At 63.1% G+C, this 22,731-nt stretch carries 17 protein-coding genes and 4 tRNA genes; 17 read left to right on the top strand and 4 right to left on the bottom strand.

Annotated features, from left to right (window positions below):
* Nucleotides 1-80 precede the first annotated feature (80 nt).
* The 16 genes from ACF8O8_RS15945 to ACF8O8_RS15870 all read left to right on the top strand — a co-directional run bounded on the left by ACF8O8_RS15945 (nucleotide 81) and on the right by ACF8O8_RS15870 (nucleotide 14,803).
* Nucleotides 81-1,085, top strand: coding sequence for an aspartate-semialdehyde dehydrogenase (locus tag ACF8O8_RS15945; protein WP_392509977.1), 1,005 nt, complete (start codon nucleotides 81-83; stop codon nucleotides 1,083-1,085).
* A 71-nt stretch (nucleotides 1,086-1,156) separates the two neighbouring features.
* Nucleotides 1,157-3,892 (top strand): FimV/HubP family polar landmark protein, encoded by a 2,736-nt coding sequence (locus tag ACF8O8_RS15940; RefSeq protein WP_392509976.1) that lies wholly within the window; start codon nucleotides 1,157-1,159, stop codon nucleotides 3,890-3,892.
* 137 nt (nucleotides 3,893-4,029) lie between these two features.
* Nucleotides 4,030-4,890, top strand: a complete 861-nt coding sequence (gene truA / locus ACF8O8_RS15935; RefSeq protein ID WP_014754042.1) for a tRNA pseudouridine(38-40) synthase TruA — start codon at nucleotides 4,030-4,032, stop codon at nucleotides 4,888-4,890.
* A gap of 61 nt (nucleotides 4,891-4,951) precedes the next feature.
* The gene (locus tag ACF8O8_RS15930) at nucleotides 4,952-5,572 is read left to right on the top strand and encodes a phosphoribosylanthranilate isomerase (RefSeq protein WP_010953008.1); all 621 of its coding nucleotides are present in this window, start codon (nucleotides 4,952-4,954) and stop codon (nucleotides 5,570-5,572) included.
* Nucleotides 5,573-5,794: 222 nt separating this feature from the next.
* Nucleotides 5,795-6,688, top strand: coding sequence for an acetyl-CoA carboxylase, carboxyltransferase subunit beta (gene accD / locus ACF8O8_RS15925; RefSeq protein WP_004574892.1), 894 nt, complete (start codon nucleotides 5,795-5,797; stop codon nucleotides 6,686-6,688).
* Nucleotides 6,688-7,995: a bifunctional tetrahydrofolate synthase/dihydrofolate synthase gene (gene folC / locus ACF8O8_RS15920; protein ID WP_392509975.1), complete on the top strand. Its 1,308-nt coding sequence runs from the start codon at nucleotides 6,688-6,690 to the stop codon at nucleotides 7,993-7,995. The genes accD and folC overlap by 1 nt, the downstream gene beginning before the upstream one ends.
* Nucleotides 7,979-8,623, top strand: a complete 645-nt coding sequence (locus ACF8O8_RS15915; RefSeq protein WP_392509974.1) for an SPOR domain-containing protein — start codon at nucleotides 7,979-7,981, stop codon at nucleotides 8,621-8,623. Before folC ends, ACF8O8_RS15915 begins: the two co-directional genes overlap by 17 nt.
* Nucleotides 8,624-8,819: 196 nt before the next feature.
* The gene (locus tag ACF8O8_RS15910; RefSeq protein WP_010953011.1) at nucleotides 8,820-9,377 is read left to right on the top strand and encodes a CvpA family protein; all 558 of its coding nucleotides are present in this window, start codon (nucleotides 8,820-8,822) and stop codon (nucleotides 9,375-9,377) included.
* Nucleotides 9,378-9,419: 42 nt separating this feature from the next.
* Nucleotides 9,420-10,925 carry an amidophosphoribosyltransferase gene (gene purF / locus ACF8O8_RS15905; RefSeq protein ID WP_003247207.1) on the top strand — a complete coding sequence of 502 codons (1,506 nt, stop codon included), beginning with the start codon at nucleotides 9,420-9,422 and terminating at the stop codon, nucleotides 10,923-10,925.
* A 16-nt stretch (nucleotides 10,926-10,941) separates the two neighbouring features.
* Nucleotides 10,942-12,153, top strand: a complete 1,212-nt coding sequence (locus tag ACF8O8_RS15900) for an O-succinylhomoserine sulfhydrylase (RefSeq protein WP_010953012.1) — start codon at nucleotides 10,942-10,944, stop codon at nucleotides 12,151-12,153.
* Entirely contained in the window at nucleotides 12,150-12,923 is a 774-nt protein-coding gene (locus tag ACF8O8_RS15895) for an SDR family oxidoreductase (RefSeq protein WP_010953013.1), read from the top strand. The genes ACF8O8_RS15900 and ACF8O8_RS15895 overlap by 4 nt, the downstream gene beginning before the upstream one ends.
* A 219-nt stretch (nucleotides 12,924-13,142) precedes the next feature.
* Nucleotides 13,143-13,218 (top strand) — tRNA-Val (locus tag ACF8O8_RS15890).
* Nucleotides 13,219-13,283: 65 nt separating this feature from the next.
* A tRNA-Asp gene (locus ACF8O8_RS15885) sits at nucleotides 13,284-13,360 on the top strand.
* Between the two features lie 99 nt (nucleotides 13,361-13,459).
* Nucleotides 13,460-13,536: transfer RNA gene (locus tag ACF8O8_RS15880), tRNA-Asp, on the top strand.
* A 141-nt stretch (nucleotides 13,537-13,677) separates the two neighbouring features.
* Nucleotides 13,678-13,754, top strand: a tRNA-Asp gene (locus ACF8O8_RS15875).
* Nucleotides 13,755-13,954: 200 nt separating this feature from the next.
* Nucleotides 13,955-14,803: a DUF2242 domain-containing protein gene (locus tag ACF8O8_RS15870; protein ID WP_392509973.1), complete on the top strand. Its 849-nt coding sequence runs from the start codon at nucleotides 13,955-13,957 to the stop codon at nucleotides 14,801-14,803.
* Between the two features lie 290 nt (nucleotides 14,804-15,093).
* Here ACF8O8_RS15870 and ACF8O8_RS15865 read toward each other — a convergent pair whose 3' ends face one another.
* From ACF8O8_RS15865 to ACF8O8_RS15850, 4 genes are all read right to left on the bottom strand, one after another.
* Nucleotides 15,094-16,134, bottom strand: a complete 1,041-nt coding sequence (locus ACF8O8_RS15865; protein WP_350297531.1) for an AraC family transcriptional regulator — start codon at nucleotides 16,132-16,134, stop codon at nucleotides 15,094-15,096.
* Nucleotides 16,135-16,138: 4 nt separating this feature from the next.
* On the bottom strand, nucleotides 16,139-17,257 hold the full coding sequence (locus ACF8O8_RS15860; RefSeq protein WP_010953016.1) for a nitrilase-related carbon-nitrogen hydrolase: 1,119 nt from the start codon (nucleotides 17,255-17,257) through the stop codon (nucleotides 16,139-16,141).
* A gap of 188 nt (nucleotides 17,258-17,445) precedes the next feature.
* Nucleotides 17,446-19,089, bottom strand: a complete 1,644-nt coding sequence (locus ACF8O8_RS15855; RefSeq protein WP_392509972.1) for a TULIP family P47-like protein — start codon at nucleotides 19,087-19,089, stop codon at nucleotides 17,446-17,448.
* A gap of 25 nt (nucleotides 19,090-19,114) precedes the next feature.
* Complete coding sequence (locus tag ACF8O8_RS15850) at nucleotides 19,115-20,347, bottom strand: TULIP family P47-like protein (RefSeq protein WP_392509971.1); 1,233 nt, start codon at nucleotides 20,345-20,347, stop codon at nucleotides 19,115-19,117.
* Between the two features lie 326 nt (nucleotides 20,348-20,673).
* On the opposite strand from ACF8O8_RS15850, the gene ACF8O8_RS15845 reads away from it, so the two are divergent.
* The gene (locus ACF8O8_RS15845) at nucleotides 20,674-22,710 is read left to right on the top strand and encodes an FAD-dependent oxidoreductase (RefSeq protein WP_392509970.1); all 2,037 of its coding nucleotides are present in this window, start codon (nucleotides 20,674-20,676) and stop codon (nucleotides 22,708-22,710) included.
* The last annotated feature ends 21 nt before the right edge of the window (nucleotides 22,711-22,731 follow it).

The raw sequence follows: 22,731 nt of genomic DNA, 5'->3' as shown, positions 1-22,731 counted from the left end.
CAACGCTGGGGGGCACAGACAAAACCCTACAATCCGAGTAAAGTGCCGCCCCCGCCGTTTACAGCAAAAGGATCCCTTCCATGACACACCCTTTGGATATCGCCGTCGTCGGCGCCACCGGCAGCGTCGGTGAAGCCTTGGTGCAGATCCTCGAAGAACTGGCATTCCCGGTTGCCACTCTGCACCTGCTGGCCAGCATGGAATCGGCGGGCAGCAGCGTGATGTTCGCTGGCAAGAAACTGAAGGTGCGCGAAGTCGACAGCTTCGACTTCGCCCAAGTCAAACTGGCCTTCTTCGCCACCGGCGCCGCCGTCAGCCGCAGCTTTGCCGGCAAGGCGCTGCAGGCGGGCTGCACGGTCATCGACCTGTCCGGCGGCCTGGACGACGCCCTGGCCCTGGTGCCGGAAGCCAACGCCGAACGCCTGGCCAGCCTGTCGTTGCCAGCGCGTATCGTCAGCCCATGCTCGGCCGCAGTAGCCCTGGCCGTCGCGCTGGCGCCGCTCAAAGGCCTGCTGGACATCGAGCGGGTGCAAGTGATGGCCGCATTGGCGGTGTCTGCGCAAGGCCGTGAAGCGGTCAGCGAGCTCGCCCGGCAAACCGCCGAACTGCTCAATGCCCGCCCGCTGGAGTCGCGTTTCTTCGACCGCCAGGTGGCATTCAACCTGCTGGCCCAGGTCGGTGCTGCCGACGAGCAGGGCCATACTGCGCTGGAGCGCCGCCTGGTCAGCGAACTGCGCGTACTGCTGGGCCTGCCTGAACTGAAGATTTCCGTGAGCTGTGTTCAAGTCCCCGTGTTTTTCGGCGATAGCTTCAGTGTGGCCGTGCAAAGCCGTCGCCCGGTAGACCTGGCAGCGGTCAACCAGGCCCTGGAGGCAGCCGACAGCATCGAGCGGGTGGAAAACGATGATTATCCGACCCCGGTAGGTGACGCAGTGGGCCAAGACGTGGTCTATGTTGGACGTGTACGTCACGGTGTTGATGAAGACCAGCAACTCAATCTCTGGCTAACCACTGACAACGTGCGCAAAGGCGCCGCGCTCAATGCCGTGCAAGTGGCGCAATTGTTGATTAAACACATGCCGTAAAAGATACTGGCGAGCACTTTTGTCCTGCTCCGCATGCAGGTTTCGGGACGATTCATACAAGGGAAGAGGTCATGCTTCGAATTCGCAAACTGGTTCTGGCCATGGCTGCAGCATCCGCGCTGTCGTCTGGCATGGCGAATGCGCTGGGCCTGGGGGAGCTGACCCTGAAGTCGGCGCAGAATCAGCCACTGGACGCCGAGATCGAATTGCTCGACGTGCGCGACCTCAAAGCCGCCGAAGTGGCGCCGAGCCTGGCGCCACCGGAAGAGTTCAGCAAGGCCGGGGTGGCGTTTCCGACCTACCTCGAAGACCTGACCTTCACACCGGTGATCAACCCCAACGGCAAAAGTGTGCTGCGCGTGACCTCCAGTCAGCCGCTGCCAGGTCCGGTGGTCAAGTTCCTGGTGCAGGTGATGTGGCCGCAGGGCCGCCTGCTGCGTGACTATAGCGTGCTGCTCGACCAGGCCAAGGCACAGGGCGAACAGCCGGCGGCAGGCAATGTCACACCGGCCATCACCGGTGCCAGCAGCTACACCACCCAGCGTCGCGACACCTTGTGGCAGATTGCCGCGCGTAACACCCAGGGTGGATCGATCCAGCAGACCATGATCGCGATCCAGGCTTTGAACCCGGATGCCTTCATCGGCAACAACATCAACCAGCTGAAGGTTGGCCAGGTACTGCGCCTGCCCGACCAGCAGCAGATCCAGAGCATCGCCCAGGGCGAGGCGAACCGCGAGGTGGCCGAGCAGTATGCGGCCTGGCGTGAAGGCCGTCGCCTGGGACCGCGTGCCCGCCAGCTGGATGCCACTCGCCGTGGCGCCGCCGAGGCTGCACCGTCGCGTATCGCCCAGGGCGACAACCTGCGCCTGGTCAGCCCGGGCAACCAGGCCGGTGCAGGCCAGGCCAAGGCGTTGAATGACGAGCTGGCCATGGCCCAAGAAAGCCTGGACACCAGCCGTCGCGACAACGAAGAACTGAAAAGCCGCATGGCCGACCTGCAGAGCCAGCTGGACAAGCTGCAGCGCCTGATCGAGCTGAAGAACAACCAGTTGGCACGCCTGGAAGGCCAGGGCGCAGCCGCGTCGGCAGCGGCTGCCGATACCCCGGAGCAGCCCGTGGTCAATCCGGCACCTGCTGCTGCCGATACCGCACCCCAGCCTGTGCCGGACACCCAGCCAGCACCCGCCAGCCAGCCGAAGGGTGCGCTCGATTCGGTCCTGGGCAACCCGTGGCTTTTGGGGGTGATTGCCGGTTCCAGCATTCTGGTGCTGGCACTGCTGCTGTGGCTGCTGGCGCGCAAGCGCAAGGCCCAGCAGGAAGCCGAGAAGCACCTGCGCATGGCGCGGGCGCTGGAAGAAGAGCAGGGCGCAGGTTTCGACAGCGATACCGAGAGCTTCGACGGCGTCGAAGCCCCCGAGCCGGGTGTAACCCTGTCGCCGGCTGTGGTTGCCGCTTCGGCTGCAGCTGCCGTCGCTGCGGAAAAAGTGGCAGAACCGGTCGCCGAGGCAGCACCCGAGCCTGAACCACAAGCAGACCCGCACGCCGCGCTGCTGGCGCAAGTTGACCAATGCCTGGCCGAAGGCCGCCTTAATCGTGCTACCGAGCTGCTGGAGCCCGCCGTGGCCGCCGCGCCGGAGCGTGACGACCTGCGCCTGAAGCTGATGGACGTGTACGCCCGTCAGGGTGACCAGAGCGCGTTCGCTGAACAGGAGCGTCAGTTGCCGGCCAGCGAGCAGAACGTTGCTGAAGTCGCCAGCCTGAAAGAGCGTTACCCCGCCATGCTCGGCCTGGCCGCTGCCGGCCTGGGTGCGGCGGCGCTGGCTGCCGAAATGGATGAGCAGTACGTGCAAGAGCTGCTGCACGATGAGCCCGAAGCGCCAGTGGTTGCCGATGTGGTGCCTGACGAGTTGTCCGGGTTCGAGCCGCAAGAGCAGGTTGAGCCAGAGGTTGTCGCGCAAGCAGCGCCTGACGCTGAGCTGGACGCCTTCGATGATGTGCCAACGCTCGATGCAACGGACCTGGCCGAGCAGGATCTGGACAGCGCCTTCGACCTGAGCCTGGGTGAAGACCTGGCCGATCAAGACCCGCTGGCCGCGTCCGTGCTGGAAGAGCCGATCGCACAGGGGGGCGTACCCGACGAGCTGGTAATCGCTGAACCTGTGCTGGATGAGCCCGTACAGGAAGAAGCTCAGCCAGAAGAACAGCCCTTTGCCGTGGATGCCGAGCTGCAAGCCGACGCCGACGCTGATTTCGAGGCCATGCTGGCTCAGGCCGAGCCTCAGCCTGCCGTGGACCTGTCTGATTTCGACCTCGACGTCAGCGAGCCGGTTGCCCCGGCTGCCCCGGAGGCGCTGGAGCAAGATCCGCTGGATGTTGCGTCCGAACTGGCTGCCTTCGACAGCGAGCCGGAGTTTGACCCGGTCTCCGAGTTCGACCTGCCATCGGACTTCGACTTGTCCCTGTCGCTGGAAGACGATTCGCCGGCCGCAAAGAGCTTTGCCTCGGAGCTCAATGACGTCAACGCCGAGCTGGACAAGCTGTCGCAGAGCCTCGAAACGCCATCGCTGGAGCCGCATTTCACCAGTGAAGACGCGGTGGCGCAGCCAGAGCCCGAGCCTTTGGACGACCTGGACTTCGACTTCTTCTCCGGCAGTGACGAAGTCGCCACCAAGCTCGACCTGGCCCGTGCCTATATCGACATGGGTGACAGCCAGGGCGCGCGCGACATCCTCGACGAAGTGGTCAAGGATGGCGACGACAGCCAGCGTCAGGAAGCCGAGGACATGCTCTCCCGGCTGGTCTGATGCAAGCAGGTCAGGCCTCTTGGCGGGCTGACCGCGCCCGCGAAGAGGCCCGCGCATGCATTGCGCAATCAGCGGCAGCCCTACGAGGCTGCCGTTGTCGTTATAATCCCCGCCATTCCGTACACCCCACAGGTTTCATGCTCTTGGACATCATCGACACCGCTACCGCCGAATCCGCGGCCGAAGGCTACTCCCGCATCGCCCTGGGCGTGGAATACAAAGGCGCGCGCTACCGCGGCTGGCAACGTCAGGCCAGCGGCGTGCCGAGTGTCCAGCAAGCCCTGGAGCAAGCGCTGTCCAAGGTCGCCAACGAGCCGATTTCGGTGGTCTGCGCCGGGCGTACCGACGCCGGCGTTCACGGCTGCGGGCAGGTCGTGCACTTCGATACCCGTGCCGTGCGTGACGAGCGCGCCTGGACCATGGGCACCAACTTCAACCTGCCGCACGACATCAGCGTGGTCTGGTCGCGGCCAATGCCGGCCGACTTTCATGCCCGCTTCAAGGCCTGCGCCCGGCGTTACCGCTATGTCATCTACAACGACCCGATTCGCCCGGCGCACCTGGCCGAAGAAGTGACCTGGAACCACCGTCCGCTGGACGTCGATCGCATGGCCGAGGCGGCGCAGTACCTGCTCGGTACCCACGACTTCAGCGCCTTCCGTGCCAGCCAGTGTCAGGCCAAGTCACCGATCAAGCACATCTACCACCTGCGTGTTACCCGCCATGGCCAGATGATCGTGCTGGACGTGCGTGCCACCGCCTTCCTGCACCACATGGTGCGTAACATTGCTGGTGTGCTGATGGCCATCGGCGCCGGCGAGCGTCCGGTTGCCTGGGCACGCGAGGTGCTGGAAGGGCGCAACCGCCGTGAAGGTGGGGTAACGGCCCACCCATACGGGCTTTACCTGGTGCAGGTGGAGTACCCCGAAGCGTTTGCGTTGCCCAAGCGTTACATCGGCCCACACTTTTTGAGTGGTTACGAGGCGTTGGCAGACTGACGAGCGAAAAGCCATTTGCTAACATCCGCCCTTTCGCCGCAACAATCAGGGTTCTTGTTCCATGAGCAATGTTCGCAGCAAGATCTGCGGGATTACCCGCATCGAAGACGCACTGGCCGCTGCCGAAGCGGGGGCCGATGCCATCGGCTTCGTCTTCTATGCCAAGAGCCCGCGGGCGGTGGACGTGCGCCAGGCGCGGGCGATCATTGCCGAGTTGCCGCCCTTCGTGACCACGGTCGGGCTGTTCGTCAATGCCTCGCGCTGCGAGCTGAACGAGATCCTCGAAGTGGTCCCGCTGGACCTGCTACAGTTTCACGGCGATGAAACCCCGCAGGACTGTGAAGGCTACCACCGCCCCTGGATCAAGGCCCTGCGTGTGCGCCCTGGCGATGACCTGGAGGCGGCCTGTCGGCTTTACGCGGGTGCCCGCGGCATTTTGCTCGACACCTATGTACCGGGCGTGCCAGGGGGAACCGGCGAGGCGTTCGACTGGTCATTGGTACCGGCGCGTCTTGGCAAGCCGATCATCCTTGCGGGCGGGCTGTCGGCCGATAACGTTGGCCAGGCCATTGCCCAGGTAAAGCCTTATGCGGTGGATGTCAGCGGTGGCGTGGAACAGGCCAAGGGCATCAAGGATGCGGCGAAGATCGAGGCCTTCATGCGTGCGGTGAAACAGGCTTGATGGCAGATGTGACGGCTGGCTGCGCGCCATCGTCCATAGCTTTCGCAGCCCTGCGGGCCGCATGCCAGCACCTGTGGCGGCAAAAAAACACATTAGCGGTGGAGTGGCGCGCTGGAAGCCCCGGCGGCCGGTCCACCATCGTTTCATAAAAGATTTTGAGCTCAAGGGCAGGGCAGGGCCGGTGACGCCGTCCCCCGCCTGCCAATACTGGAGAAAGAAAGCATGAGCAACTGGTTAGTCGACAAACTGATCCCTTCGATCATGCGTTCCGAGGTGAAAAAGAGCTCGGTGCCTGAGGGCCTGTGGCACAAGTGCCCGTCCTGCGAGGCCGTGCTGTATCGTCCGGAGCTGGAAAAGACCCTGGATGTCTGCCCCAAGTGCAATCACCACATGCGCATCGGCGCACGTGCGCGCATCGACATCTTCCTTGACGCCGAAGGCCGTGCCGAACTGGGCGCTGACCTGGAACCGGTCGACCGCCTGAAGTTCCGTGATGGCAAGAAGTACAAGGACCGCCTGACCGCTGCGCAGAAGCAGACTGGCGAAAAGGACGCGCTGATCTCCATGAGCGGCACCCTGATGGGCATGCCGATCGTGGTTAGCGCCTTTGAGTTCTCGTTCATGGGCGGCTCCATGGGTGCCATCGTCGGCGAGCGCTTCGTCCGTGCGGCCAACTATGCCCTGGAAAACCGCTGCCCAATGGTTTGCTTCTCCGCTTCGGGCGGTGCGCGCATGCAGGAAGCGCTGATCTCGCTGATGCAGATGGCCAAGACCTCTGCCGTGCTGGCGCGCCTGCGCGAAGAAGGCATCCCGTTCATCTCGGTACTGACCGACCCGGTGTATGGCGGTGTTTCCGCCAGCCTGGCGATGCTCGGCGACGTCATCGTCGGTGAGCCGAAGGCCCTGATTGGTTTCGCCGGTCCACGCGTGATCGAGCAGACCGTACGCGAGAAGCTGCCTGAAGGCTTCCAGCGCAGCGAGTTCCTGCTGGAGCACGGTGCCATCGACCTGATCATCTCCCGTGGCGAATTGCGCCCGCGTCTGGCCCGCCTGCTGGCGCAGATGACCGGTCAGCAAACGCCGGAAGAAGCGCGTGAGGCGGCTGCCGTCGCGTGATGAAACAACGATCCCTGGGCGAATGGCTCGCCTACCTCGAGCAGTTGCACCCCTCGGCCATCGACATGGGCCTGGAGCGGTCGCAGAAGGTGCTTGCCCGCTTGGCGCTGGGCAAGCTGGCGCCGCGCGTGGTGACGGTAACCGGCACCAACGGCAAGGGTTCGACCTGCGCCTTCGTGGCGTCGTTGCTGCGTGCCCAGGGGCTCAAGGTCGGTGTGTACAGTTCGCCGCACCTGCTACGTTACAACGAGCGGGTGGTGATCGATGGTCAAGAGGCCAGCGATGAGCGCCTGTGCGAAGCCTTCGCCGCCGTCGAGGTGGCGCGGGGCGATATTTCCCTGACCTACTTCGAGATGGGGACGTTGGCCGCGTTCTGGTTGTTCTACCAGTCGCAGCTCGATGCGGTGGTGCTGGAGGTGGGCCTGGGTGGCCGCCTGGATACCGTCAACGTAGTGGATGCCGACTTCGCCCTGGTGACCAGCATCGGTGTCGACCATGTTGATTACCTGGGTGATACCCGCGAGCTGGTGGCCTTCGAGAAGGCGGGCATCTTCCGCCCGGGCAAGCCGGCCCTGTGCGGTGATCTGGATCCGCCCGGGCCGTTGCTGGACAAGGCCGCCGAACTGGCCGCGCCACTGTTCCTGCGCGGTCGGGAATTCGACCTGGCCAGCGCCGATGGCTGCTGGAGCTGGCGTGGTACTGCCGCCGATGGCGCGCAGGTCGAGCTGCGTGACCTGCCTTTGCTTGACCTGCCCATGGAAAATGCCACGCTGGCCTTGCAGGCTTACCTGCTGATGGGGCTGCCGTGGAACGCGGCGCAAGTCCGCCAGGCGCTGCTGGATACCCGTATCACTGGGCGTCTCGACCTCCGTAATGTGAACTGGCAGGGCAAACCGGTAGCGTTGCTGCTGGATGTCGGGCACAACCCGCATGCGGCGCAGTACCTGGCCAGGCGCCTGGCGGCCCGGCCGCTGAAGGGGCGCCGCCTCGCGGTCTTTGGTCTGCTCGCCGACAAGGATCTGGAGGGCGTTATCGCGCCGCTGCAGGGCCTCATCGACGACTGGGCGGTGGCGCCGCTGGATACCCCGCGCAGTCGCCCGGCCGCAGAGCTGGCCTCGTCCTTGGCGAACCTCGGTGCCACGGTGAAGTCTTATGTCAGCGTCGACGCCGCCCTTGAAGGGCAATGTGCGCAGGCGACGGCGGATGATCAGATCCTGCTGTTCGGTTCGTTTTTCTGTGTCGCCCAGGCGCTGGAATGGCTGGAGCGGCACGCCCAGGAGGGTGGAATAGATGGCTGTGCTGGATAAAGGGATGAAACAGCGCATGGTGGGTGCGCTGGTGCTGGTGGCGCTGGCGGTTATCTTCCTGCCGATGCTGTTTACCCGCCAGGACGAGATGCGCCAGGTGCACGTCGAAGCCCCGCAGGCACCGGCCATGCCCAGCCTGCCGGAAGTGAAGGTGGAGCCGGTTGCCGTGCCGGAGCCACAGGTTATTGCGCAGGAGGCGCAGCAGGCGCCGGTGGTGATCGACGAGGCCACTGCGCCGGCGAGTACACCCAGCCAGCCAATCACCCCGTCGCCACAGACCCAGGCTCAGGTTCAGCCACCCAAGCCCCAGGCGCCCGCGCCCAGGGTGGAGGCCAAAGCTGCTGCAACACCAGCACCTGCCGCGCCATCGAAGATCGACGCCAATGGCCTGCCCGTCAGTTGGTCGATCCAGCTGGCCAGTCTGTCCAACCGCGCAGGAGCCGAAAAGCTGCAGCAAACCCTGCGTAGCCAGGGTTACAACGCCTATATCCGTACGGCGGGTGGCATGAACCGCGTTTACGTGGGGCCGTTGATCGAGCGCGCCGAGGCCGAGCGCGTGCGTGACGCCATCAACCGTCAGAACAGCCTCAAGGGCTTCGTGGTGCGCTTCCAGCCTGAGCGCAGCTGATTCCCCGGGGCGGCTAGGCCGCCCATTCGCGGGTGAGCCCGCGCCTGCAGGTACAGCGCCGCTGCAAGGCTCACCCAGAACCTGTCGGGGCGGGTTTGCCTGCCAATGGCCCAACACCAATCCAGCTGACATTCCGCTTACTCCCGGCCCTCTGCTCTGGTAAAATGCGCCGCCTCAAACGTCTGCAGGCAACACCGTGGCATTTACCTTGGTTGATTGGGCGATCATCGCGATCATCGCCGTCTCCACACTGATCAGTCTCAAGCGCGGCTTCGTCAAGGAGGCCTTGTCCTTGCTCATCTGGATCATTGCCGGTGCGGTTGCCTGGATGTTCGGCGGTTCGCTCTCGGTGTATCTTGAGAGCTATATCCAGACGCCATCGATGCGCATCATCGCTGGCTGCGCCATTCTTTTCGTCGCCACCTTGCTGGTGGGGGCCATGGTCAACTTCCTTGTCGGTGAGCTGATCCGCGTGACCGGGCTGTCCGGCACCGATCGTTTCCTGGGCATGGCCTTTGGCGCTGCGCGCGGGGCCTTGCTGGTAGTGGTGGCCATAGGCCTGATCAGCCTGGGGCCGGTTCAACAAGACACCTGGTGGCAGGAATCACGCCTGATACCACAATTTCTCTTGGTCGCCGACTGGTCGAAAAACCTGATTCTGGGTTTCACCGACCAATGGACGCCCAGTGGGCTGATCAGCACTCCGGCTGATCTTCCGTTCAAGGAACAGTTGCTCGGGCCGTCCAAGCCCTGAGCGCTATTCACTCAAGTTTCATCAAAGTAGGGGTTGCGTCGCATGTGTGGCATCGTCGGTATCGTCGGTAAGTCGAACGTCAATCAGGCGCTGTATGACGCGCTTACGGTCCTCCAGCACCGCGGCCAGGACGCTGCCGGTATCGTGACCAGCCATGACGGCCGGTTGTTCCTGCGCAAGGATAATGGCCTGGTGCGCGACGTGTTCCAGCAGCGCCACATGCAGCGCCTGGTTGGCAACATCGGTATCGGCCACGTGCGCTACCCGACTGCGGGCAGCTCGACCTCGGCCGAGGCCCAGCCGTTCTACGTCAACTCGCCTTACGGCATCACCCTGGCTCACAACGGCAACCTGACCAATGTCGAGCAGTTGGCCAAGGAGATCTACGAGTCCGACCTGCGCCACGTCAACACCAACTCCGACTCGGAAGTGCTGCTGAACGTGTTCGCCCATGAGCTGGCAGTGCGCGGCAAGCTGCAGCCGACCGAAGAAGACGTGTTCGCTGCGGTCTCCCATGTGCACAGCCGCTGCGTTGGCGGTTACGCCGTGGTGGCCATGATCACCGGCTACGGCATCGTCGGTTTCCGCGACCCCCATGGCATTCGCCCGGTGGTGTTCGGTCAGCGTCACACCGACGAAGGTGTGGAATACATGATCGCCTCGGAAAGCGTCGCCCTGGACGTGCTCGGCTTCACCCTGATCCGCGACCTGGCGCCGGGCGAAGCGGTGTACATCACCGAAGAAGGCCAGTTGTTCACCAAGCAGTGCGCCGAATCGCCAAAGTTGCAGCCGTGCATCTTCGAGCACGTCTACCTGGCGCGTCCGGACTCGATCATCGATGGGGTCTCGGTGTACAAGGCGCGTCTGCGCATGGGTGAAAAGCTGGCCGACAAGATCATGCGCGAGCGCCCCGATCATGATATCGACGTGGTCATCCCGATCCCGGATACCAGTCGTACTGCCGCGCTGGAACTGGCCAACCGGTTGGGCGTCAAGTTCCGCGAAGGTTTCGTCAAGAACCGTTACATCGGCCGTACCTTCATCATGCCCGGCCAGGCCGCGCGCAAGAAGTCGGTGCGTCAGAAGCTCAACGCCATCGAGCTGGAGTTCCGCGGCAAGAATGTGATGCTGGTGGACGACTCGATCGTGCGCGGCACCACCTGCAAGCAGATCATCCAGATGGCCCGCGAAGCCGGCGCCAAGAATGTATACTTCTGCTCCGCAGCGCCTGCAGTACGCTACCCCAACGTCTACGGCATCGACATGCCGAGTGTTCACGAACTGATCGCCCACAACCGCACCACCGAACAGGTGGGTGAGTTGATTGGCGCCGATTGGCTGGTCTATCAGGACCTGCCAGACCTGATCGACTCGGTCGGCGGCGGCAAGATCAAGATCGAGCAGTTCGATTGTGCGGTGTTCAACGGCGAGTACGTCACTGGCGATATCGACGAAGCCTACCTCGACCGCATCGAGCAGGCCCGTAACGACTTGGCCAAGGTCAAGAACCAGGCCGTCAGCGCGATCATCGACCTTTACAACAACTGATTTTGGGAGCGACGGCATGACGGATCAATGGGATGCCGGGCGACTGGACAGTGACCTCGAGGGTGTCGGTTTCGACACCCTGGCGGTACGCGCTGGCCAAAACCGTACCCCGGAAGGCGAGCACAGCGAAGCGCTGTTCCTGACCTCCAGCTATGTGTTCCGCACGGCAGCCGATGCTGCTGCGCGCTTTGCCGGCGAAACGCCGGGCAACGTCTACTCGCGCTACACCAACCCGTCGGTGCGTGCCTTTGAGGAGCGCCTGGCGGCCATGGAAGGTGCCGAACAGGCCGTGGGTACGTCCACCGGCATGGCGGCGATCCTGGCCGTGGTCATGTCGCTGTGCAGCGCCGGTGACCATGTGCTGGTGTCGCAGAGCGTATTCGGCTCCACCATCAGCCTGTTCGAGAAGTACTTCAAGCGCTTTGGTGTAGAAGTGGACTACGTGCCACTGGTCGACCTCACCGGTTGGGAAAAGGCCATCAAGGCCAACACCAAGCTGCTGATCGTCGAATCGCCCTCCAACCCGCTGGCCGAGTTGGTCGATATCACCGCGCTCAGCGAAATCGCCCATGCTCAGGGTGCCATGCTGGTGGTGGACAACTGTTTCAGTACCCCGGCGTTGCAGCAGCCGCTGAAGCTGGGTGCCGACATTGTGTTCCACTCGGCCACCAAGTTCATCGACGGCCAGGGCCGCTGCATGGGCGGTGTGGTTGCCGGCCGTACTGAGCAAATGAAAGAAGTGGTGGGTTTCCTGCGAACCGCAGGTCCAACCCTCAGCCCGTTCAACGCCTGGATCTTCACCAAGGGCCTGGAAACGCTGCGCCTGCGTATGCGTGCGCACTGCGAAAGCGCTCAGGCCCTGGCCGAATGGCTGGAGCAGCAGGACGGCGTGGAGAAGGTGCATTACGCCGGCCTGCCCAGCCACCCGCAGCACGAACTGGCCAAGCGCCAGATGAGCGGTTTTGGTGCAGTGGTCAGCTTTGAAGTCAAGGGGGGCAAAGAGGGCGCCTGGCGTTTCATCGACGCTACCCGAGTGATTTCCATCACGACCAACCTGGGTGACAGCAAAACCACCATCGCTCATCCGGCGACCACCTCACACGGTCGTCTGTCGCCGCAGGAGCGTGAAGCGGCTGGTATCCGCGACAGCCTGATCCGTGTTGCCGTGGGTCTGGAAGACGTGGCTGACCTGCAGGCTGACCTGGCGCGCGGGCTGGCGGCATTGTGATCGAAATCAGCGGCAGCACCCCGGGCCACAATGGCCGGGTAGCCTTGGTCACGGGCGCCGCCCGCGGCATCGGTCTGGGCATTGCCGCATGGCTGATCTGCGAAGGCTGGCAAGTGGTGCTGAGTGATCTGGACCGCCAGCGTGGTACCAAAGTGGCCAAGGCGTTGGGCGACAACGCCTGGTTCATCACCATGGACGTTGCCGACGAGGCCCAGGTCAGTGCCGGAGTGTCCGAAGTGCTCGGGCAGTTCGGCCGGCTGGACGCGCTGGTGTGCAATGCGGCCATTGCCAACCCGCACAACCAGACGCTGGAAAGCCTGAGCCTGGCACAATGGAACCGGGTGCTGGGGGTCAACCTCAGCGGCCCCATGCTGCTGGCCAAGCATTGTGCGCCGTACCTGCGTGCGCACAATGGCGCGATCGTCAACCTGACCTCTACCCGTGCTCGGCAGTCCGAACCCGACACCGAGGCTTACGCGGCAAGCAAGGGCGGCCTGGTGGCTTTGACCCATGCCCTGGCCATGAGCCTGGGCCCGGAGATTCGCGTCAATGCGGTGAGCCCGGGCTGGATCGATGCCCGTGATCCGTCGCAGCGCCGTGCCGAGCCGTTGAGCGAAGCTGACCATGCCCAGCATCCAACGGGCAGGGTAGGGACCGTGGAAGATGTCGCGGCCATGGTTGCCTGGTTGCTGTCACGCCAGGCGGCATTTGTCACCGGCCAGGAGTTTGTGGTCGATGGCGGCATGACCCGCAAGATGATCTATACCTGAGCACCTTGTTTAAACTGCGCCGGCCTCTTCGCGGGTAAACCCGCTCCAACAACGGTTAATGTCCGACTGTAGGAGCGGGTTTACCCGCGAAGAGGCCGGCACAGGCAATAACCTCACGTTGCCTTTTTGAAAAAAATTCAATGGGGCTATTGACTTAGCTTCGCCACCTGCGTAAATTTCGCGGCCTCAGCGAAGCAAACGCAACAAGCAACATCGCGAGGGTGATTAGCTCAGCCGGGAGAGCATCTGCCTTACAAGCAGAGGGTCGGCGGTTCGATCCCGTCATCACCCACCACTTCCTGAGATGTTCCTGGAGCTTCGGGTTCGCAAGAAGCCGATAGCCAGAGAGGAACGCACTGCGCAGCGGTAGTTCAGTCGGTTAGAATACCGGCCTGTCACGCCGGGGGTCGCGGGTTCGAGTCCCGTCCGCTGCGCCATTTTTCAGTAACAGATGGGTGCCTGGCACCGGTCTGAAGCCACAAGGCACATGCCTTGGGCTGATCCCAGTTTCAATCGGGCGCAAGCCTGAACGATACGCAGCGGTAGTTCAGTCGGTTAGAATACCGGCCTGTCACGCCGGGGGTCGCGGGTTCGAGTCCCGTCCGCTGCGCCATCTTCGTTTCAAGGTCCCTAGAACACCTTGAAGCAAACACAAGAGAAGCGATCGCGTTATCGCTTTTTTTGTGCCTGCCCTGAGGCCATCGCGCCGGAAGGGTAGACCCAGGTTTCAATCGGGCGCAAGCCTGAATGATACGCAGCGGTAGTTCAGTCGGTTAGAATACCGGCCTGTCACGCCGGGGGTCGCGGGTTCGAGTCCCGTCCGCTGCGCCATCTTCGCTTCAAGGCCCCATGAACGCCTTGACGCAACGTTAAAGCGACCTTCGGGTCGCTTTTTTCGTTGGTGCGCCTGACAAGTGCCTGCCTTTACCCAGATTTGCACCAACCTGACAGATTCTTCACCGACCAGCGGTTCCTGTGCCTGCCTGCTGTGTTGCACAATAGGCACTTTCCCGACATACCCGGAATTCGCAATGACCAGATCTTCCGTCTTTGGTGCGCTCGGGCTGGCCCTGGTGCTGGCGGGCGTGACCGGTTGTTCCTCAAAAAAAGCGGCCGTCTACGAGCACGAGAACTTCGATGACTCGGGTACCTTCTCGCGCAGCTTTCCGGTGAGCGATGCCGGCTCTTGCGAGGCCGCCCGGCGTGCTTTGCTCAGCCAGGGGTACATCATCACCAGCAGCGGCGCCAACCAGGTGGTGGGTAACAAGAGCTTTCAGCAAAACAGCGAGAACCACCTGCAGATCAGCTTCAATGTCACCTGTGCACCGGACGTGAGCGACGATCAGCGCTCGACCATGTTCGCCAACGCCCTCCAGGACCGCTATGCGCTGAAAAAGTCCAACACCTCCGCCAGCCTGGGTGTGGGGGTGCTGGGTTCGGTGTCAATGCCGATCGGCTCCAGTGACGACTCGATGGTCAAGGTAGCTAGCGAGACGGTGACCGCGGCGCAGTTCTATGACCGCTATTTTGCCTTGGTGGAGAGTTACCTGCCCAAGCCGAAGAAGGTCGAAAAGGCCAAGGTCGAGGCGCCCAAGGTGGAAAAGCCGGCGGTGGACCTGGGGCTGCCGGAGCAGGCGGCGGCGAACCCGGTGGCGCCGGCCCCGGCAGCTGCGCCGTTGGTTGACGCGGCGCCTGCACCTGCGCCGTTGGTTGACGCGACGCCTGCACCTGCGGGGGTAGCCCCGGCCAGCGAGGCGCCAGCGGCGCCGGTGGTGGATGACAGCCAGGGTTCGCAGCCTGTGGCCCCGCCGGCCGAAGCTGCACCCATTCAGGTGCAGCAGGATGCCCAGCCGGCCGAGGCCGCCGCCCCCTCCCTTTGATGGGTCGCCTGAACCGACCCTTTCGCCGGCAGCCCGCGAAAGGGCCGGTTCAGGCTGTAAACATCCCCTGTTACAGACGCCCCGCGATAACTTTCTGAACACCTGCTACGTTTACCACTCATAAGCTTGTCATCATCCCTTCATCCCACCTGCTTAGGCTGAAGGCGATACCTACAAAGGCAAAATGAGCAAAGAGGACGCAGGGCAATGGATGAATACCAGGAAGAACTACTCGAAACCCAGGCTTACGAACTGGACACCCCGGAACCGGCCGACGACGCCACCGAACTCTAGCTCGGCTGCCGCTGGCTGCGGCGGAACTCCCCCGGCGTGAGGCCCGTCCAGCGCTTGAATGCGCGCTGGAAGGCCTCGGCCGAAGCAAACCCCAACAGATAGGCAATCTCGCCAAAGGCCAGCGCCGTGTCACGGATGTAGGTCTCGGCCAGGTCGCGCCGGGTTTCGTTGAGCAGGTCGCGAAAGCGCGTGCCTTCCTCCGCGAGCTTGCGGCGCAAGGTCCAGCTTGGTAGCTGCAAGTGCAGCGCCACTTCTTCCAGGTCCGGTTCACGGCCGCCATTGAGCAGCGGGCCCAGCAGGTGGGTGATGCGCTCACCCAGACTGCGCACCCGCGTGCGCTGCAGCAGCTCTGCTTCGCACAACTGCAACAGGTGCTGCCAGGTACTCGGGCAATGCCCGGGGTTGGCCAGTTGCAAGGTAGCGCGGCTCAGACGCAGCTGATTGCCGTCGGCGGCGAACTGCACAGGCGTGCTGCAAAGCGGTTGATAGCGCGCGGCATAGGAGGGCGCGGCAAACTCGATCTCCAGGCGTTCGGCCTGCACCGGGGTGCCGGCCAGCTCGGCCAACTGGGCCAGCCAGCCGGCCAGCAGTGAGTCGACCACAAAGCGGTTGTAGTCGTTATAGGGGCTGATGGAATAGAAGCGCAGCCAGGCGCCCTGGGCATCTTCCTCAAAGCTGGAATGGCCGCGGTAGTTGGCCGCGTAAAGCGGCTCGAAACGCAGCAGGGTACGCGCGGCCTCGCCCAGGGTGGGGGCCTGGGCCGCAGTGACCCCGGCCAGGCCCGTATGCGCCAGCCGGCTGAGGCGCCCCATACGCAGACCTAAAGCGGCCTCACCGCTCATTTCGATGGCTGCGTGGCCCAGGTGCATGTAGCGGGGTATGGACAGGCGTGCGCCGGCTTCGCTCAGGCGGGTCGCGTCCAGGCCGTAGCGGCGCAGCAATGGTTCAGGGTCGTGGCCCAGCTCGCGCAGGGCTTCGCTCAAAGGCTGGACAAAACCAACCGACAGTTCGCCCAGGCGCACGCGGGGGCGGGCCATGGGTTTACAACCACACATTCAACAGGCGGGCGCCTGGGCTGGGGGGGCCGGCGAGCAACGCTCCCGACTGGCGAGCAAAGCCCTGGCCATCGCTGCCCTGTTCCCAGAACTGCCCGCGCATGAACACGCTCATGCTGCTGATGCCGGTTCCGGCCACTTCGGTCAGGCGTTGCCAAGCCGTCTGTTCACTGACTTCGCCGCGCTGCAAGGCCAGCCCGGCGCTGGCATCCTGATGGCGATTTCCCCGCCAGGGTGCTTGCCAACTGCCCTTGCCACTGAGAAACGCCGGGTTGGCGACCAGTTGTACGGCTTGTTCAGTCAGTTGCTGGTGGTTTTCCGGGTACCAGCTGTCACTGCCCACCAGTATCCCGAGGCGCCCGGCCGGGGTCTGCACGACCTGCAGCGGGTGCTGGCGGCCGTGGTGGACGTAGCGGCGCATTTCACTGTCGGGATATTGCTGGCGCTGGGGCTGCCCCAGTAGCGAGCCGTCTCCGGCAAACACCACACTGCTGTTGAACAGCGGGCCACGGCCGGTATGCAGTACGCCTTGTTTCACATAAGGTTCGGGCAGCACGATCGAACCGGCCACCAAGGTGACGCCAAATTCCCTGGCCAGGCCGCCGAACAGCTGCTGGTAGTCTGCGGCCATCTGCTCGGCCTTCATGCGCAAGTGCGCATCGGCGCGCCAGTCGTCGCCGTCAGCGCCAAGAACCGCGAGGCCATAGCGCAGCGGGTTGCTCAGTTCCAGCCATTGTCGGGCTTCGTGGCTTTGGGTGACTTGATACAGCTCGTTCTTCTCTCCGCGCGCCCACAGCCAGGTACCGATGTGTTCCGGCAGCACCACCACGGTGCGCGGGTTCACCAGGCCTTGGGCGCGGGCTTGCTCCAGATAGGCTGCGAGCTTGCGGTGCAGGCGTTGCAGGTTTTGATAGTCGCCGGGGTACAGCAGTGGTTCGACACCGAGCAGGTTGCCGTGCTCGCCCGGTACGCCATGGTTAAGCGCCAGTTCGATGCGCAGGTCGGACAGGTAGTGGCCTTCCGGGCGCTGTTGGGTCCAGAAGCCATAGCCGCAGAGGGCGGCGATCATCACCAGCGCCAGGGCGCTTGCCAGGAGTTTTCGCATCAAGCGTGGGTATTCGCTAAAAGTGGAGTGGCCATACGGAGCGATGCAGCCGCAATCTCGCGCCTTGTGATCGGTTTGAGCAGCGCACTGCATGGATCCATGCACAATCGACTTTTGATCATACCAAAGGAATGGCGATGGGCGTGCAACGAACCCCGGGCGTTGAGCCCGGGGTTGTGTTGGCAGGGTCAGGCGGCCAGCGTCGCCAGGGCGAGACGTTTGTCCTGGATGCAGAATTTCTCGAGCAACTTCAGCGAGCCACCGAATATCAGGGCACCGGAGTAGGTGATGTCGGTCAGGACAAAGGCATCCGGTTCACTGAATGGCCATTTGACCTGGTTCGCCGCCACTTTGACCATGGGCGCTATGGACGGAATGTTGTTGGTTACCCCACCCGCCACCACGCGCTCGATGATCACGTGGATGACGATGCTGACAATGGCCACCACCAACGCTGCGATGATGCCGACGATCAACGCCATCACCTTGCCGCCCACGCCACCCGCCACGGCGGTGGCCACGGCGGCAATTGCGCCCAGGATGGCTTCGGTGATGACCACCCAGGTGGCGATGTCTGTCGTGTTTTGGACATCCGGGTCTCCGACCATGGCATATACCATCACCTGTTCGCCCTTGTCGTTGACGCCCAGTTGCAGCGTCTGCTTGGTGACGATACGGGTATAGGCCACGACACCCGGTGAGATATCGGTGCGTACCTTGCATTCGGTGCGGATATAGGACTCGTCGAAGTTGATATCGAACTTTTCGGCCACGGGGTGATAGGTGATGGCTCCAAACTTGACGCTATCGAGCTTCAGGTCGTTGGCAGTGATGGACGTGCCCGCTGCATCCAGGGTGAAGTTGGCCTCGGTGGTACCCTCGAAGATGAACGGCAATGCCGCCAGCAACTGGTACTTGACGAAGATCTCCCGGCTGATGAGGAAGTTGGCATTGTTGTCCGCAGCCAGCATCACGGCAGGCAACTGGTTCGGCAATCCCGTGGAGTCACGCTCGTTGGTCATGGCCAGCACCCCGAAGATGCTGCTTTCCTCACTGTTCTTGTCGGTATAGGCATAGCTCATGGAGGTGGCCCGCAGCCATTTGAACTCCTCGCTTTCCTTGCCCATGTTGTTGATCAGTACGGTACTGAACAGGGTGTCGAACTTCTTCAGGTTCTCGGGCTGGTTCAGCCAGTCTTCGAGTACGCCGCGCATCACGCTCTGGTCAATGCCGCTCAAGACGTTGTTCGGGTCCCTCAGGGCAATCACCGCCGCGATCGGGTCATCCGGGTCCGTTGCCTGGGTGTTGACTTGCAGTTCATACGTGCCGTCTGAAGCCGATACTGGATTGGGCGCCGGGAAGTAGCTGAGCTTGACGTAGACATCCGCAGACATTCCCTGGACCTGGTAGGTTTTGCCGTTCAGGCCCTTGTATGTCCCTGAGCCGAAGGGGATGCGTACCTTGACGTTGCGCCCGTCGCCGCCGGTGGTAATCGACCAGGCGTCGAAGTCGGCCTTGAGCGAGAAGCTGTCGACCCCGGCGTCTATGCTGGCGGGGTAGGTTTTTTCCAGGGCGATGCGCTGGTTGAGCGCAGAGACCCGGCAGATGCTCACGGTATCCCAGCCATTGGTCGTGACCGTACTGGCCAGTGTTCCGGCATTGGTCAGTAGCTGCGCGGCGCGCAAGGTGTCTTCGGAACTGTGTACAAGCGCCGCGTTGCGGTACAGGGGCGATTCGCGCAGGGTCTGGCGCGCGGTTTCATTGAGGTGATCGAGGCGCAGCGAGATGGGTTGGGCAAACCCGGACAGCATGACCTTGCTTTCATTGCTCATGATACGGCTCCTTGTGTTGGTGGGGTCACACGTAGTTGATGACAAGGGCCTCGGCGAGGTAGCTCGACGAAGCGGTATGCGTGTCGTTGCTCCAGGACACGCAATCGATGGTGTCGGCCTTGACCGAGCCGCCACGCGCGGCGATGGCGCTGATCAGGTCATCGGAGATCACAGCGGCGACGATGTGGGTGATCAGGCTGACGATGGGCGAGAGCCAGGCCAGGTACCAGGGAATATGCACTTCCTTTCTGAAGTCGGACGATTGCTTGACGAAGTTGATGGTGTTGCCATCGAGCACCAGCTTCATCCTCAGCCAGCCGTTCCACTTCATGTCGATACCTGCGTGCAGGTCACAGTCGCCCTTATAGTCGACGGTGATGAAGTCACCGAGCATTCGTGCAGGGTTGCAACCGGCGAAGACAACGGGGGTGTACCAGATCGCCCCTGATTTGATGGCCTTCATGCGCAAGGTCGGTATGTTGACCATTTGCGTATTGTCGAAGCGGTAGTCCTGCGCCGTGGCCCCCTGGTAAAGCTGAAGCAGCCCGGGCAGTACCAGATGCTCCAGGACCATGCGTGGAGAAAGCACATAGCTCGACTGTCCACCCTGGCTGATACCCGACACATCGATATCCAGTGGCAGCCCACTGATGTCGCGTTCGGTACATACGGCCATGATCGCCAGGAAACCTGAATCGAGGTACGCATAGGTACATTTTCGCGGTCTGGCCCATTCCGGGGCAGTGGCTTTGCTGAAGTTGATGGTCGCGAAGGTATGGGTGAACTGTAGGGGATGCTCGACCAGGTAGTTGCAGATGCAGTCCAACACCACGGAGGCGAAAGGACCTAGCGAACCGTCGGGGTCTTGCAGGGTGATGCCGCGCAGCCAGCCGCCTTCGTCGCCCTGCAGGGGTTGAGTGGCTCCGGCCTTGTGCAGGAAGGCCGACTTCAACTGCACCTGGCCGTTGCCTTGTGGCAACAGCGACAGGGTGACCTCGATGATGGCAACCGCGCCGGCCAGCGAGCGGCTGGTGCCACTGGCCTCGAAAAAACCTGAGCGTATAGGCATGCGCAGGCGCAGCAAGCGACCGCCGCCACCGTTGATGACCGACCAGCAGTCGAACACCCCGTGGCAGGCGTAGCCTTCATCCGAGGTGTAGGAAAATTCGTGGTCGAGGCTGTTCCAGCTGGCTGCCAGGTCACTGTTCACGCTGTCCTGGCGAACGATGCTGATGGTGTCCCATCCTTTTGTCAGCATGAGCGAACCCTCCGGGCGCACTGAGTAGGCGCCACGTTCCATGGGTGGATGATCAAACGTGCTTGAAGAGTCTGGCAGAGCCGCGTTGTCTGGCAAATGCGCGGGGAGACTGTTTGGCGATCAAGCCAGGCGAACCTTATAGCGCTGAAGTTCTGGAGCCTTCCCGACAGTCGCTGCCTCTGCTGTTCATCACGATCATTAACTTGTCAGTTTTGATCATTGAGGCAATTCAAACGGCTGTTTAATGTCGCAGGCAGACAAACGACGGGGCCCGCCACCCAGTGAGGTGCCCGCATTCCGTGATCACGCCATCAGGGGACCTTTCCATGGCCGCCGACCGCTACCCGCACCTGCTTGCTCCGCTGGACCTGGGCTTTACCACCTTGCGCAACCGCACCCTGATGGGCTCGATGCACACCGGCCTCGAAGAGCGCCCCGGCGGCTTCGAGCGCATGGCAGCTTACTTTGCCGAGCGCGCCCGCGGTGGCGTTGGCCTGATGGTCACTGGCGGCATTGCGCCCAATGATGAAGGCGGGGTGTATTCCGGTGCGGCAAAGCTCAGCACCGAGGAAGAGGCCGACAAGCACCGCATCGTCACCGAGGCGGTGCACGCCGCCGGTGGCAAGATCTGCTTGCAGATCCTGCACGCCGGGCGCTACGCCTACAGCCCACGGCAGGTGGCACCTAGCGCGATCCAGGCGCCGATCAACCCGTTCAAGCCCAAAGAGCTGGATGAGGCGGGCATCGAGAAGCAGATCGCCGACTTCGTCAATTGTGCCGTGCTGGCTCAGCGTGCCGGTTACGACGGCGTCGAAATCATGGGTTCGGAAGGCTACTTCATCAACCAGTTCCTCGCCGCGCACACCAACCACCGCACCGACCGCTGGGGCGGCAGTTATGAAAACCGCATGCGCCTGGCAGTGGAAATCGTCAGCCGGGTACGCGGTGCGGTAGGGCCTAACTTCATCATCATCTTCCGCCTGTCGATGCTCGACCTGGTCGAGGGGGGCAGCACCTGGGACGAGATCGAGCTGCTGGCCAAGGCTATCGAGCAGGCCGGCGCGACCTTGATCAACACCGGAATCGGCTGGCACGAGGCGCGCATTCCGACCATCGCCACCAAGGTGCCGCGTGCGGCCTTCAGCAAAGTCACCGCCAAGTTGCGCGGTGTGGTGAGCATTCCGCTGATCACCACCAACCGCATCAACACCCCGGAGGTGGCCGAGGCGGTGCTGGCCGAGGGCGATGCGGACATGGTCTCGATGGCCCGACCGTTTCTCGCCGACCCGGACTTCGTCAACAAGGCCGCTGCCGGTCGCGCGGATGAAATCAACACCTGCATCGGCTGCAACCAGGCCTGCCTGGACCACACCTTCGGCGGCAAACTGACCAGCTGCCTGGTCAACCCGCGTGCCTGCCACGAGACCGAACTCAACTACTTGCCTGTACGTACGGTGAAGCGCATTGCCGTGGTCGGCGCCGGCCCGGCTGGCCTGGCAGCGGCCACCGTGGCGGCCGAGCGGGGCCACGCGGTGACCCTGTTTGACGCCGCCAGCGAGATCGGTGGCCAGTTCAACGTGGCCAAGCGGGTGCCGGGCAAGGAAGAATTCTTCGAAACGCTGCGTTACTTCCGCAACAAGGTCAAAAGCACGGGCGTCGACCTGCGCCTGAATACCCGCGTGGATGTGCAGGCACTGGTGGGCGGCGGCTTTGATGAAGTCATCCTGGCTACCGGCATCGCCCCGCGTACCCCGGACATCGCGGGCGTGGAGCATGCCAAGGTGCTCAGCTACCTGGACGTGCTGCTCGAGCGCAAGCCTGTGGGCAGGTCGGTGGCCGTGATTGGCGCGGGAGGTATCGGCTTCGATGTGTCCGAGTACCTGGTGCATCAGGGCGTGGCCACCAGTCAGGACCGAGCGGCATTCTGGAAAGAGTGGGGCATCGATACCCATCTTCAGGCGCGAGGTGGTGTGGCCGGGATCAAGGCCGAGCCGCATGCTCCGGCGCGGCAGGTGTACCTGTTGCAGCGCAAGAAATCCAAGGTGGGCGACGGGCTCGGCAAGACGACCGGCTGGATTCACCGCACCGGGTTGAAGAACAAGGGGGTGCAGATGCTTAACAGTGCCGAGTATCTGGGTATCGACGATGCCGGCCTGCACATTCGTGTGGACGGCGGCGAGCCGCAGGTGCTGGCGGTGGATAACGTGGTGATCTGTGCCGGGCAAGATCCGCTGCGCGAGCTGCAGGAAGGGCTGGTGGCGGCGGGGCAGTCGGTGCACCTGATCGGCGGCGCGGATGTGGCGGCCGAGCTGGATGCCAAGCGGGCGATCAACCAAGGCTCGCGGTTGGCGGCTGAGCTCTGAGGCCGTTGGGGCTACGTGAAC

It is taken from the genome of Pseudomonas sp. TYF_14, assembly GCF_043105275.1.
In the GTDB taxonomy this organism is placed as follows: Bacteria; Pseudomonadota; Gammaproteobacteria; order Pseudomonadales; family Pseudomonadaceae; genus Aquipseudomonas; species Aquipseudomonas alloputida.
This window is presented reverse-complemented; position numbering and strand designations above follow the sequence as displayed.